The sequence below is a fragment of the Streptomyces sp. genome (assembly GCF_036566765.1).
In the GTDB taxonomy this organism is placed as follows: domain Bacteria; phylum Actinomycetota; class Actinomycetes; order Streptomycetales; family Streptomycetaceae; genus Streptomyces.
The window spans coordinates 1-13,065 of the sequence record NZ_DATCVQ010000438.1 but is presented as its reverse complement, the minus strand read 5'-3'; the positions used below and the strand labels follow the sequence as shown (position 1 = coordinate 13,065).

Below are 13,065 nucleotides of genomic sequence, written 5' to 3'. Positions count from 1 at the left end.
GAGCCCGCCGGCGCGCAGGGCGGCGGCGGCCAGGCCCTCGGCATCGCCGCCATGGGACCGCAGGTGGACATGGCGGGTGCCGCTCCCGGCCGCGGCGGCGGCCCGGCGCAACTCGTCCGGGTCGACGGCCGGGTCCTCGGGGGCCTCGCGGAGCAGGTCGGCGAGGCGGGGATCGGGCGAGGCGTCGCCGAGCAGGTGCGCGGTGACCCTGTCGGGAACGGCCAGCACTCGTGACAGCGGAGGCCGTTCGGGCTCGGTGACCTCGATGAGTCCGCCTGCGACGAGCGGGGCGGTGGGGGAGAGCCGGAACCGCGCGCCCGTCGTCCCGGTCTGCCCGCACAGTTCGAGGGCGAGCCCGACCGTGGGCCGACGGCGCGTCAGATCGTCGTTGAGATACCCGTAGAGCCGCTCGAATCGAGCGTCCAGGTCCGGCGCCATGGCGACCAGCAGCAGATCGAGGTCGAATGGCGAAAGACCGAAGCGAACGGCGAGCAAGTCGAGCGCCGACCCGGCCGGCGGCTCCGCCGCCGCGAACGCGCCCGGCCAGGGCCCGTGTTCCGCGTCCAGGATCCGCGCGACCGCCTCGGGGCTGAGGTACTGACCCCGGTACGGATCGTCCGGATCGGGATCGACGGCCCGCCGAACGGCAACGGCCCGCCGCACCCGCTCCTCGATGAGCTGGAGGCGCGTCCAGAGGTAGGGGGCGGGGTCCTGCGCCCGTGCCTCGACCTCCGCCTCGGCCACCGCTCCCGCCGGAGGCGCTGACCGGATCGTCTGCGTCACGGCTGGCGTTCCCCTCGCCGGCGGCGGGCCGGAGCGGGCCGGCGCTCGCGGGGGCCGCCGAAGCCCTCGTCCGGGCGCGGTTCGCTCGCCTCGGTGTAGCGCAGTCGGCGCGCGCTGTCGGGGACGCCGCCCTGCGCCTGCGGTACGGAGCGCATGACGAGGCCCTCGGTGACCGGCGGGGACGTGACCTTGCTGATGCCTGCCAGGGGCGCGCGTACGCGCAGGCCCAGGGACGGCTTCAGTTCGCCGCCCAGGGCCGACCACACGTCGGAGGCCGCCGGGGCGTCCAGGCCGGTGCCGCCCGCGTCCACGGCCACGATCAGGCCGAGGTCGGCGAGTGTGCCGGTGAGCAGGTGCGGGGGCAGGGTGTCGGTGGCGATGAGGGTGGAGAGGACCTGGGAGAGCAGGCGGTGCTCGTCCTGGGGCCTGCCCGCCCACGCGGTGACCAGATATGTCAGCTCGAACCAGCGCGGCGGGGTGCGGCGCGCGACGACGAAGCCGTCCGCGTCGTACACCTCGCCCCCACCGCTGCCGCGCCGGGTGTGGTCCTCGCGGATGTCGTACAGGAACACGCAGACCGTGGGCGCGCTGCGCCGGGCCGCCCAGTCACGCGTCGGCGCGTCGAAGACCACCTCGACGCCCGACGCCTCCAGGCCGGAATCGGCAAGCAGCCGGCGCAGCCCCTCGTCCACCTCGTGGATCATCGGCGGGTCACCACATCCGGCGGCTGGATCGTGCCGCTGACCACGAGGAAGTCGGTCGTCACCGGGGAGAAGCCGGGGCCGCTCGCGGTGATGATGCGGGGACCCGTCTGGTCCTTGGTCAGGATCAGCAGCTGTCCGATGAACGTGCCGTCCCGCAGCGGAACCGTCGGCGCCGCCGCCGCCGTGATGCCCGGCTTCCACGCGAACCGCACCGGCACGCCGGGCGGGAAGTCCTTGCCGCGCACCGAGGTGACGAAGCCGGGCTTGCCGATCGCCGGCACCGCGACGATGCGCGGCTGGAGGATCCGCAGTCGCTGCCGGGCGGTGTTGTCGCGGAGGTCGGCGTCCGTGCCGCTCGTGGTGAGGCGCCCCGTGACCTGGCTCGTGAGCGCCTTCTTGGGGCTCAGAACGACCTGGAGGACGGTCCGTGCGCCCGGCGGCAGGTCCGGCAGGGCGCACACCCGGTCCCGGTCGCAGCCCGGCGGCGGCCCGTTGTCCGGCACACCGGCGGGCAGACCGATGCGCAGCCGCAGGCCGGTGGCAAGCGCGTTGCGGCCGTTGCGGACCGTGTACGTGACGACCACGCGCCCGCCCACGTAACCCGGGTTGGGCTGCGCCGTGACGGTCACCCCGGGACCGGCCTCGGGCGCCGGCGGCTCCGGCTCCGGCGGCGGGGGCGTGGGCGTCGGGGTCGGCGGCGTCGGGCTGGGGCTTGGCGTCGGGGGCTCGGGCTTCTCCCGCACCGGCACCACCGTCCGGTCGGCGTTGTCACTGGGCCGCGGGTCGAGGACGGCACCGGTGACCGACCAGTCCACCGGCTGCTCGCCGGGCGTGACGCCGGTCAGGGTGACGGTCACCGGGATCGTCGTACCGGGCGGCACCACGCCCAGGGTGCAGGTCAGCGTCGTCGCGTCGCAGGCAGCGCCGGGCGCGTCGAGCCCGGTGACGCTCACGCCCGTCGGGGGCGCGACGGTCAACCGCGTACCGGGCGAGGCCGCCGGGCCGTGGTTGACGACGTCCACCTCGATCTCGGCGGAGTCGCCGACGGTGAGCGGCGGCACGGTGTCGGGCGCCTCGACCGCGAGGTCCACGGACTGCTGGACGGCGGGCTCCTTCTGGCGGCCCGGGAGATCGGTGGTGATCCCGGTGAGCTCGCCGGACGCGACGTCCAGGTGCTTGAGCTTCTCGGGGGAGTTGACCTCCCGGCCGGGGCGGGCGCTGAGCACCAGGCCCTTGCCGTCGGCCGTCCAGGCGGCGTCCCGAGGCTGGAACGGACCGGGGGCCTCCGGCAGCTCCCGGCCGCAGGCGCCGGGCAGGTCGCGCGCGGCGGGCGGCAGCAGCACCCGGCAGTCGTCACCCGACGGGGACGTCAGAAGGATGCCGTTCTGCTCGTCGATCCGGCCGGCGCCGTTCTTGCGGTTGAAGGCGATGCTGGTCCCGTCCGGGGAGAACGCCGGGCTGTCGTCGATGACCTCGCAGCTGCCCGGACAGATCTCCGCGCTCAGGTCGCGCTGCCGGCCCAGCTCGTTCACGGGCACGGTCCAGACGTGCTTGTTGCCGCCACTGCCGTTGATCACATGGTTACGGGTGAAGGCCAGCGTGGTGCCGTCGGAGGACCAGGTCGGCTGGGCGTCCTGGCCCTGCACCTGCCCGGCCGGCGGGGTGACCTCGCCGGTGATCGCGCCGGTGGCCGCGTCCGCGACGAGGATCCGGCTGGGCCCCGCGGCCGGGCCGACGCCGCCGGGCGAAGTCCGGGTGAAGGCGAGGTACTTGCCGTCCGGGGAGAACGTCGGGTCGGTGTCCCAGTCCTTCTCGCCGCGGCCCGCGAGCGGCAGCGGCGCCCGGTTGGAGCCGTCGGCGTCCACCGTCCAGATCCGCTGGATCCGCGCCCCGGGCGGGCCCTCGAAGCGGGTCACCACGATCCTGCGCCCGTCGGGCGTGTAGTTCTGCCGCTCGGTCCACGGGTCGGACCCGGCGGCCGGCTGGAACAGCGGGTCCTTGGCGGGGTCGGTGTTGGTGTCGGCCGCCGGGTCCTCCTTCAGGAGAGGTAGGCCGAGGTCACGAGGGTCGGTCCCGTCCAGCCGGGCGTCCTGCAGGGTCACCACGTGCGGCCCGTCCGCAGAGGTGCGGTCGACCACGACGCCACCGCCGTCGAGCGGCCCCAGCCAGGTGGGCGAGCCGACCTCGCGGTCCTCGCTGAGCACTGCCTTGGGCGGGTCCGCCGAGTGCGCCGGCACCTGGAAGACATGGTCCCAGTCGCCCACGCAGTCACAGGTGCGGTCCGGGCTGAGGAAGAGCAGACCGTCCCCGTCGGGCAGCCAGGCTGCCCTGTGGGTACGCCAGTTCGCCTGCGCACCCGCGAGCAGCGGCCCGTTGGCGCGCCCGTCGGTCCACCGCAGGCGGGGCCCGGCCTGTCCGGTGGCGGTGTACGCGATGAGGTCGCGGTTCTCCGCGTCGTCGACCGGGTTCCACACCGGCTCGGTCGCCTTGCCGTCGGCGGGGTCGGTGACGCGGGTGGCGCGGCCGCCGTCCAGGGGGCGTACGTAGACCTGCGGCCCGGCCAGCGGGTCTCGGTCGCTGGAGTACGCGAGCCTGCCGCCCTCCGGCGAGACCGTGGGCCACGCCTCGTTCGCGGGCGTGTCGGTCAGCCGGGTGAGTCCGGTGCCGTCGGTGCGTACCAGCCACAGGTCGCGCTGCCGGCCACCGGCCGCGGCGGACTCGGACGAGTCGAAGACGACCGCCTTGCCGTCGGGCGTCAGCCGGGGGTTCTCCACGTCCCGGCCGCTGGTCAGCCGGCGCACCGAGCCGTCCGCGGCCCGCAGATAGACCTGCGGATTCTTCTCGTCGCGGCGACTGGCGAAGACCAACTGGTCGCCGAGCGCCGCGGGCTGGACGTCCAGATGGGTCGGGCCCTCGCCGAACAACGGGGTGCTGGAGGCGCCGGACGCCACCCGGCCCAGGCTGCGGTGGCGCGTGCCGGCGTACGCGATCCGGCTCTCACCGGCGTCGTCCGCCTCGGCCGCCGCCCGGGGTCCCGCCTCTGCGTCGTCCGGTCCGGTGGCCGCCGTCACCCCGAGCAAGGGGATCAGCAGCAGCAACGGCGCGCCGACCCTCCCCCAGCGGTGTCGCCGACCGCCAGAGCCACCCGTGCTCATCACGGTCCACCTCACAGTCCGGTGCAGCATCACGTAGAACCCCGCCACTCTGCGGCCCGGGGCCTGCGGACGGGCAGGGCCACGGGGCCGCACTCGGGGGAAGCACCGGTGCGCTTTCGGGCAGTGGCGGGGGCGAACCGCAGGCCCGGCCGGGCCGCCGGCTTCCGCCGTACGGTCAGATCAGCCCGTTGCGCAGGGCGTAGCCCACCGCGTGGGTGCGATTGCGCAGTTGCAGCCGCGTGATGACCTCGTGCAGCACGTTCTTGACGGTCCGTTCGGAGTACGAGGTCTTGCGCGCGATCTCCGCGGTGTCCAGGCCCTCCGACACCAGGCGCAGCATGTCCGCCTCGCGCGGGGTCAGGGTGGACAGGGATGCGGCGTTCGGGTCGAGCGCCGAGCGCTGCAGGCTGCCGACGTGGTCGAGGAGCTTCGCGAGCAGGTCGCCGGGCAGCACGCCCTCGCCGTTGGCTATCGCCAGGACCAGCCGCAGGAGCCGGTCCTGGTCGGCCTCGGCGCGCCGCAGCACCGCGGTGACCCCGCACTCGATGGCGCGCTGTAAGGCGTCCCCGGACTCGAACGTGCCGACCACGAGCCCGGTGCGCGTGCCGGAGTTGAGCCGCAGTCGGCTCAGCAGAGCGGCCGTCTCGTCGTCCACGGTGTCCACGGCCACGAGCGACACCTGCGCGCGTTGGGCGTCGGCGTCGTCGACGAGCTCGATCTCGGGGCGTTGGCGCAGCTGGTGGACGATCCCGACGTGCAGGACCGGGTCCGACGCGTACACGGCCGCGGTGACCCGCCGGTCCGGGCCGCCGTTCTTATGAGCGCGGGGCATGGTGTGGGTACCTCTTCCGTGAGGCGCAAGGCCCCCCGATGCGGGGGGCCGGGATCAACGGGTCGTTGCAGACGGGGAGTTGAGAGAAGCCCGTAGGGGCATCTGCGCTGCCCGGGGCGTTGCCCTCGCGTCCGTGGAGGGGGCCGGGGCGCCGTCATAGCGTCGTGGTGTGACGTCCCCAGCAGCCTCTCCCAGCCCTGGCGCGCCCGGCCTCGACATCCCGCGGGTGTCGGTGACGCCGGGTGGTACCGCATCCACCACCCTGACCGTCCGCAACGACAGCGACATCGTCGAGGCGTACCGCCTGGAGGTCGTCGGCGACTGCGCGGCCTGGACCACGGTGGAACCGGAGGGGATCTCCCTCTACCCCGGCACCTCGGAGACCGTGACGATCCGTCTGGCCCCGCCGCGTTCCTCGCAGGTGCGGGCCGGAGACGTGCCGCTCGGCGTGCGCGTCCTGCCGGCCGAGTACCCGGAAGCGGTGCGGGTCCCCGAGACCACCGTGCACATCGAGGAGTTCCGGGAGCTGCGCACCGAGCTGGCGCCCCGGCGCCGTCGCGGCTGGCTCCGCGGACGCTACCGGCTCGCCGTGCGCAACGAGGGCAACACCCCGGTACAGCTGGGGTTCACGCCCGGACAGCCGGGCGAGGAGCTGAAGTTCGACTTCCGGCCCACGACGCTGAAGCTGGAGCCGGGTGAGTCGGCGGAGGCGGGGCTGCGGCTCCGCACCGGCCGGCCGGTGTGGTTCGGGACCGAGACGACGTGGCCGTTCACCGTGGCGGTCGCCGAGACCGGCGACGGCGAGGACGCCGAGGAGCGTCAGGACCCGGGCGTCGTCCGGGCCCCGCTGGACGCGGAGTTCGTCCAGATGCCGATCTTCCCGCGGTGGCTGCTCGCGGTCCTCGCCGCGCTGCTCGCGCTGCTGCTCGCCTGGTTCCTGCTGGTGCGCCCCGCCGTGCGCAGCACGGCCAAGGAGGCCGCCGACGAGGTGGTCCAGAAGCGGCCGACGCCCACCGCGGACGCGAACCAGCCCCCGGGGACCGGCGGCGACAAGAAGCCGGGCGGCGGCGGCAAGAGCGACCCGCCCGGGACGGGCGGAGGCGGAGGCGGCGGGTCCGGCGGGGACGCCGGCGGAGCGCAGAGCTCGGCCACCATCGACCTGCAGACCGCAAGTGGGCAGAGCAAGACCGGTACGTACGTGGTGCCCGCGGGCAAGGCGTTCGGGATCACGGACATCGTTGTCGCCAACTTCCAGGGCGACGAGGGCGTGGTGACCATCGACTTCGGTGACCGCAAGATCACGACGATCGCGCTCGAGACGTTCCGCAACCAGGACTACCACTGGGTCACCCCCATCAGAATCACGGAGAGCCAGACGGTGACCGTCCAGGTGACCTGCGCAAAGCCGGGCACCCCCGCCACCGGGCGTCGGGCCCAGGGATGCCACGAGGTTCTGAACGTGAGCGGAGTACTCAGCGACCTCAGGTGAACCACGTGGCACATACATCGTTGGTCGATTCTGTCCCGGCGCAAACGGGCCTTCTCCCGCCTTGTCCGGAAAGCGACTTCGCAGAGAATCGACCAGAGATCCCCGTCTCGGCCATGTGTTCCAGGGCCGGAGTGCGCCTCGACGGCGGACTCCGGCCCTTCCGTTGATACTTGAAGGTGCAAGAAGTGGGCTGAATCCGATACCCAACCGTGGTTCGGTATGTCAGGTCGTCGGGACCGCCACCTGCTGACCGGAGGCCAGGACCACCCTGGCGGAGCCGAGGTCCACCGTGTTCGGCAGCATCGCCTGCGGCCGCAGGAGGTCCTTGAGGAGGTACCTCATCAGCGCGTCGCCGGACATCTTCTTGAGCTCTTCCGCGAGCTCCGGATTCACCTGGCCGAGGCGCTGGATCTCCACGATCGCCCGCTCCGCGAGGCCCGGCACGATGTCCTGTCCCATCAGGGTGTTCGACCGCAGCCGCTCGGCGTGGACCTGGGCCTGCGGACCCTCGCCGTAGGTCATCGTGCTGTGCGGGTCCGACAACGCCTGGGTCGTGGCGAAGAGGATCTGCCCCCTGCGCTCCGCGTCCTGCTCCCCGCCCATCTCCTCCGTGAGCTTCGTCCAGTCCATGTCGTCGGACGCGGCCGCTGCCCCCACGTCGAACTTCCGCACCAGCTGCGAGAACTCGGGCGATCCGGTGTCCTCGCGCGTGGGCAGCCTGCTCTGGGTCTGCGCCGGGTCCCCGGGCTTCGCACGAATGGTGGGGTACTCGCGCTGCGCGAAGTCGCTCAGCATCAGCCAGCCCTGGCTCATCAAGGGGGACGAGGCCAGTGGGATCTCGATTCGCGCCGGCTCGTCGCCGCCGAACCGCGTGTCGCGGAACGGGCTGCCCGGCACCTCCAGGAAGAAGAACACGAAGCCCTCGTTCGCCAGGACGTGCTTGTCGTACGCCTCCGAGTTGTTCGGCGCGTCGGGGTTCTGCCGGAGCAGCTCGGTCTTGGACTTCATCTGCCCCTGGGCGAGCATCTGCTCGGCCCGCGACCTGCCCGTGTAGTGGGTCAGCACGCTCCCCTGGAGCGCGGCCGTCAGCCTGGTCCTGACGCCTTCCACCCAGCCCTGGTCCTGCTTGATCTCCTTGGACATCCCCTTGCGGTTGAGCTCCGACAGTTCGCGGAAGTAGCTTGCCCCGCTCATGTGGAAGACGGCCGCGCTGTCGGCCCAGTCGTCACGCTGCCACAGCATGCCCTTGTCGGTCATGTCCTTGAACGGCTGCCGGGCCTCCCGGGGGAGGCTGTCGTCGCGGGTGATCTGGCCCCGCACCACGTCCAGTTCGTCCTCGACGACCTTGCGGGCGGCGGACAGGAACGGCTGTGTGGCCCCGGTCGCGGAGTCCGCGGCCGGGGCGATGTCGACCTGGAGCCTCATCAGGGACATCAGGCAGTGCATGGGGTCGCGGTTCGGGTCGTTGTCGTAGGCGGTGATGTCCGTCCGAATCTTCGTGATCAGGGGGTCCGAAGGCTCCGGTTGCGCACGGGTGAACGCCTTGAACCGGCCCAACATCCCTGCGGCACGCGGTGGATCGGCCGGCAGCGCGGGACCGAGTTCGTCGTGCCCCTTGCGCTGGACGACCACCCGCTCGCCGGAGGCAGGCGCGGGTGCGCCGAGCATGCGCGTCACCGCCGCGTTGCCGACGGTCCGCTGGAGCGCCAGCAGCGGCGGCGCGGGAGGGGCGGCGGGCCGGTCCTCGGCCCGACTCGTCTGCCGGGATCCGGGGGCGCGGTCCTTGGCAGTACCGGCTGCGGCCTTGTCGTGGGCGGGGATGCGCATGGGGGATGCCCTCTCAGGAACCGGTCCGGCGGCGGCTCGTGTCGCCGGCCTGCGTACGGGAGTGCTGGTAGGCCTCCTCGGCCCAGCTCGCGAGGCTGTGCAGTTCGGCCTTGAGCTCGTCCCAGGTCTTCATCAGGGCGCCCATCGTGCGAATCTCGAAGGGAACCATCGTGGCCCCCTCCTCCTCGTGCGGAGCGATCTGGTTCATGCCGCCGAACACGCTCTGCTGGTCCACGGCGGGAGTCCCCTTGAGCCCCGACTCGGCGAACGCGAGGAGGGACACGGGCTCGCTGTCGATCTGTCGCGTGGATTCCTCGCGGAAGTCGAGCTTCTGGCCGTCCCCGGAGTCCTCCTGGTACTCCGAGAGAAGGGTGATGAGGTCATTGCTGTTGGCGCCCAGGAAACTCTGTGACTCGGGCTCGAGGAGACTCCGGACGTCGCTCAGCCTGGACCGGGAGAGGACGGCCGTCAGATTCTTGATCTGACCGCTGTCCTCGTCCTGCGCGAGATAGTCCGCCACGGCCGCGACCTGCATGAAGAACAGCTGGCAGTAGCCGTTGAGCGCATCCGTGTCCAGCCGCTTCCGCTTCTTCTCGGCGGCCTGATCCTTCTCGTACAGGTCCACGACGTCCGCGGCGAAACTCCCGGCCTGGGTGAGCCGGAAACGGGCGCGGCGGTTCGGCACGCCCGCTGCGACGGGAGCGGCGGCCCGGAGGTGATCGAAGAACAGCGGCATGCCGCTCAGCGGCACACCGACCGAGTAGTGCACGAAGAGGCCGTCGCCGTACCCCTGCGCCCCGGCGTACTCGGGGTAGCCGAGGCCCGGGGCGACCCGGGCGGTTTCTCCCTCGCGAAGGACCTCAAGGTCCAGGGGCATGTCCTGCAGCCGCGTCTTGTCGGTCGCCCGGTAGAACCCCTCGCTCACCGTCCTGATCTCGGCGACCAGCCGGTCCAGCGCCGCGGGCCCGTCCTCACTCTTCGAGCCGACCACCCTGACCGCTCCGGTCACGAACTCGATGTTCGAGTACTCGCCCCCGTTGTTCAGCGCGCGCTTGTCGGAGACGACCTTGAAGTCCTCTTTGGTGCTCTTGGCCAGGTCGGTGTCGCCCGCGTACTTCTTGCCCTCGCCGTCCTCCACGGGGAGGCTGACCTCGGTCTCGAAGCCCAGCATGCGCTGCACGGGCGCGCCGGCGCCGGGTCGTGCCGCCGGCCCGTCCCGGAGCTCCGGCCCGGGCCGCCGCGCCATGACCCGTACGGCATTCGCCTCCGCCTCCCGCTCGAAGGCGTCGGACGGGTGCGACAGCGAGAGGCCCGCACCGGTGTCCGTACCGGAGACCGGCCCGTGCCGCTGCTGGATCACGTGCGTCAGCTCGTGCGCGAGGGTGTGCTTGTCGGTGCCGCCCGCTCCGATGACGACGTCGCTGCCGGAGGTGTAGGCCCGCGCCCCGATCTCGGCGGCGGACCGCTGGGCCGCCGCCCCGGTGTGGAGGCGGACATCGGAGAAGTCCGCGCCGAGGCGGTCCTCCATCTCCGTCTTCAGCCCGTCCCCGAGCGGACGGCCGGAACCCCGCAGAACCTCGTGCACACTCGATCGCTGCACCGGCGCCGCGTCCCGGTCGTGGTCGCAGGACGCGTCGTGCTCATGCCGCTCCTGCTTGACCAGCCGGGACACGGCCGTGTTCCCGATCCGTCGTTGCAGCTCGCCGGCCTGCCGGGGCGACATGCCACGCGCCGCCGGTACGGGCGACTGCGGCGGCCGGGCCCCGGACGCGCGTTCGGGCCCGACTGCCCGCTCCCCGGTGGAACCGCTGCGGTCCTTCGCCTGCGCGCGCACGAGACCTCTCCCCGTCGACGGCCACTGCCCCTACCCGTACGTCTGTGTACCGGTGGCCGTCGCCACGGGGACAGGTACGAAAGGGCAGTGCCGGGGCCATCGGTCCTGCACCGGCTGCGCTCCGGTCAGACGTCGGCGTCGAGGACGGGGACGCCCGGGAAGTCGCCCACCACCGTGCAGGAGCCCGGCGCGATCTCGGTGAAGCCCGCGTCCCGCACGACCGGAAGCCCGCTGCCGGTCAGCTCCGCCCAGCGCTCCGGCGACGGGGCGGTCCGCACCGCCAGCGGGAACCCGGCCGCGCGCCACGCCTTGCGCTGCGCGTCCGACAGCCGCCACCACACGAGCTGCGCGCCGTGCCCGGCCTGCGCCATCGCCTTGCCCGCGGACATGTCGAGCTCCGGGTTGAGCCACAGCACCGCCGCGCCCGGCCGGGGCTCGCCGGGGGCCGCCGGGTCGTCCAGGTCGGTGCCGGACACCTGGAGCTTGAGCAGCTCCTTGGGCCAGCCGTCCAGCGGGACCGGCGGGAAGACCCGTACCTCCGCGTGTTCCCCGGTGACCGTGATGCCCGGCAGCGTGGCGGCGCGTCGCCACTCCGCGCCGCGGGCCCGGCGCACCACCTTCCGGATCCGGGCGTCCTGCCAGTCGTGGATCGCCTCGGCCCACTCGCCGTCCCCGTTCGAGCGCTCGTCGGCGAGGATCTCCAGGACCGCGCGCGCCGCGGTCTCCAGCGCGTCGGTGCGGGCCGGGGGCGCGTCCTTCTCGATGCGGACGACGAGCGGCAGCACGAACTGCGGGGCCTCGTCGCGGGGATCTGCGGGGGTGTCGACGGGGGCCTCGGCGGCGGCCTCGGCGGGGGTGTTCGACGTGTCTTCGGTGCTCACGCCGCAAGTCTGCCACCGCCCGGATCGGTCGCCCTTTGCCGGAATGGGTAATTCCGGGACAGGATGCCCGACATGAAGAGCGATCTCTTTGCAGCAGACAATCTGGCGCAGCAGGCCACCGCACCCGGGATGACCCTGCAGAACGCCAAGTCCGTCAAGTACGCGGTGAACGGGGAGATGCACGCCCGACAGGGCGCGATGATCGCCTTCCGCGGCAATCTCCAGTTCGAGCGCAAGAGCCAGGGCATAGGCGGCATGCTCAAGCGGGCCGTCACCGGGGAGGGCCTGCCGCTGATGGCCGTGCGCGGCCAGGGCGAGGCGTGGTTCGCGCACGAGGCGCAGAACTGCTTCATCGTCGAGATGGAGCAGGGCGACTCGCTGTCGATCAACGGCCGCAACGTGCTCTGCTTCGACCCCACCCTCGCCTACGAGATCCGTACGGTGAAGGGCGCGGGCATGACCGGCGGCGGGCTGTTCAACAGCTTCTTCACCGGCTACGGCAAGATCGCGCTGGTCTGCGAGGGCAGCCCGATCATCATCCCCGTCGCCCCGCACGCCCCGGTCTTCGTCGACACCGACGCGGTCGTCGGCTGGAGCGCCGCGCTGAACACCTCGCTCCACCGCTCCCAGTCCATAGGCTCGATGATCCGCGGCGGCTCCGGCGAGGCGGTCCAGCTGCGCCTGGACGGCGAGGGCTTCGTCATCGTCCGCCCGAGCGAGCTGACCCCGCAGAAGCTCTCGGCCAACTAGGCACCGGGTTGCGACGAACCGGCCCCGCCGAGGCGGGGCCGGTTCGTCGCGTCAGGAGGCCGCACCGGCCATCAGGTCCGAGACCTTGACGAAGCGGTAGCCGCGGGTGCGCAGTTCGGGGACGATGCGGCGGATCGCCCGCTCGGTGACCGGGGCCGCGCTGCGGGTGCAGTGCATCACGACCAGGGAGCCGGGCTTCACGCCGGCGAGGACCTGGTCGGCGACGGCGTCCGGGTCCTTCGCGAAGGCGTCGCCGCTGACCACGTCCCACTGCACCGCCGTCACCTTCGCCGGGGCGAGCGCGCGCAGCGCCTCGTCGTCGTAGCAGCCGCCGGGGAAGCGGAAGTACGGCACCACGTTGCGCGCCCCGGCCGTACGGAAGGCGTCGAAGGCGCGCCGCACGTCGGCCGCCATCTCGCCGCCCGCCACGGTCGGCAGCCCGTAGCAGGGCGAGGAGAAGGCGTAATGGCTGTACGAGTGGTTGGCGATCTCGAAGAGCGGGTCGTTGCCGATGGCCCGGGCCTGGTCGGGGTACTCCTCGGCCCAACGGCCGGTCATGAACACGGTCGCGTCCACCTTCAGGCGGCGCAGGGTGGCGATGAGCTGCGGGTTGTCGAAGTGCTCGCCCCGCGCGGCGCGCGGCCCCTGGTCGGCCGTCATGTCGGCGTCGAAGGTCAGCGCCACGACCTTGCCGGACGAGGCGGTGCCGCGCTCGAATACGGAGGTGAGCCCGCCGGGCCCGGGTGCCATCGTCGGCGGTGCCTTGCGCGCCGTCCCCGGCCCGGGCGCGGCGCCGGCGGAGGGCGTGCC

At 72.7% G+C, this 13,065-nt stretch carries 9 protein-coding genes and 1 pseudogene; 2 read left to right on the top strand and 8 right to left on the bottom strand.

Translation table 11 applies throughout. The features are described 5' to 3' along the window. The 4 genes and pseudogenes from VIU94_RS25855 to VIU94_RS25840 form a co-directional block, all read right to left on the bottom strand. Positions 1 to 744 (bottom strand): annotated as a pseudogene (locus VIU94_RS25855) (ATP-binding protein); the annotation flags it as partial. 35 nt (positions 745 to 779) lie between these two features. Beyond that, entirely contained in the window at positions 780 to 1,487 is a 708-nt protein-coding gene (locus VIU94_RS25850) for a Pvc16 family protein (RefSeq protein ID WP_331914638.1), read from the bottom strand. Continuing rightward, complete coding sequence (locus tag VIU94_RS25845) at positions 1,484 to 4,642, bottom strand: hypothetical protein (protein ID WP_331914636.1); 3,159 nt, start codon at positions 4,640 to 4,642, stop codon at positions 1,484 to 1,486. Before VIU94_RS25845 ends, VIU94_RS25850 begins: the two co-directional genes overlap by 4 nt. Positions 4,643 to 4,817: 175 nt before the next feature. After that, complete coding sequence (locus VIU94_RS25840) at positions 4,818 to 5,474, bottom strand: helix-turn-helix transcriptional regulator (protein WP_331914634.1); 657 nt, start codon at positions 5,472 to 5,474, stop codon at positions 4,818 to 4,820. A gap of 169 nt (positions 5,475 to 5,643) precedes the next feature. On the opposite strand from VIU94_RS25840, the gene VIU94_RS25835 reads away from it, so the two are divergent. Further along, positions 5,644 to 6,963: a COG1470 family protein gene (locus VIU94_RS25835; RefSeq protein WP_331914632.1), complete on the top strand. Its 1,320-nt coding sequence runs from the start codon at positions 5,644 to 5,646 to the stop codon at positions 6,961 to 6,963. Positions 6,964 to 7,185: 222 nt separating this feature from the next. On the opposite strand, the gene VIU94_RS25830 is transcribed toward VIU94_RS25835, so the two are convergent. The 3 genes from VIU94_RS25830 to VIU94_RS25820 all read right to left on the bottom strand — a co-directional run bounded on the left by VIU94_RS25830 (position 7,186) and on the right by VIU94_RS25820 (position 11,505). Next, positions 7,186 to 8,790, bottom strand: a complete 1,605-nt coding sequence (locus VIU94_RS25830; protein ID WP_331914630.1) for a hypothetical protein — start codon at positions 8,788 to 8,790, stop codon at positions 7,186 to 7,188. A 13-nt stretch (positions 8,791 to 8,803) separates the two neighbouring features. Further along, positions 8,804 to 10,624, bottom strand: a complete 1,821-nt coding sequence (locus VIU94_RS25825; protein WP_414721014.1) for an eCIS core domain-containing protein — start codon at positions 10,622 to 10,624, stop codon at positions 8,804 to 8,806. A gap of 125 nt (positions 10,625 to 10,749) precedes the next feature. Next, the gene (locus VIU94_RS25820; protein WP_331914628.1) at positions 10,750 to 11,505 is read right to left on the bottom strand and encodes a peptidyl-tRNA hydrolase; all 756 of its coding nucleotides are present in this window, start codon (positions 11,503 to 11,505) and stop codon (positions 10,750 to 10,752) included. Between the two features lie 72 nt (positions 11,506 to 11,577). Between VIU94_RS25820 and VIU94_RS25815 the strand changes: the two genes are divergently transcribed. Further along, positions 11,578 to 12,255, top strand: a complete 678-nt coding sequence (locus tag VIU94_RS25815; protein ID WP_331914626.1) for an AIM24 family protein — start codon at positions 11,578 to 11,580, stop codon at positions 12,253 to 12,255. A 51-nt stretch (positions 12,256 to 12,306) separates the two neighbouring features. On the opposite strand, the gene VIU94_RS25810 is transcribed toward VIU94_RS25815, so the two are convergent. Next, positions 12,307 to 13,065: polysaccharide deacetylase family protein (locus VIU94_RS25810; protein WP_331914624.1), on the bottom strand; the 759-nt coding region annotated here is incomplete at its 5' end.

Excerpts from the sequence above, each read along its gene's own strand:
- VIU94_RS25850 (WP_331914638.1), bottom strand. The coding sequence starts at position 1,487 with ATGATCCACGAGGTGGACGAGGGGCTGCGCCGGCTGCTTGCCGATTCC.
- VIU94_RS25845 (WP_331914636.1), bottom strand. The coding sequence starts at position 4,642 with ATGAGCACGGGTGGCTCTGGCGGTCGGCGACACCGCTGGGGGAGGGTC.
- VIU94_RS25840 (WP_331914634.1), bottom strand. The coding sequence starts at position 5,474 with ATGCCCCGCGCTCATAAGAACGGCGGCCCGGACCGGCGGGTCACCGCG.
- VIU94_RS25830 (WP_331914630.1), bottom strand. The coding sequence starts at position 8,790 with ATGCGCATCCCCGCCCACGACAAGGCCGCAGCCGGTACTGCCAAGGAC.
- VIU94_RS25815 (WP_331914626.1), top strand. The coding sequence starts at position 11,578 with ATGAAGAGCGATCTCTTTGCAGCAGACAATCTGGCGCAGCAGGCCACC.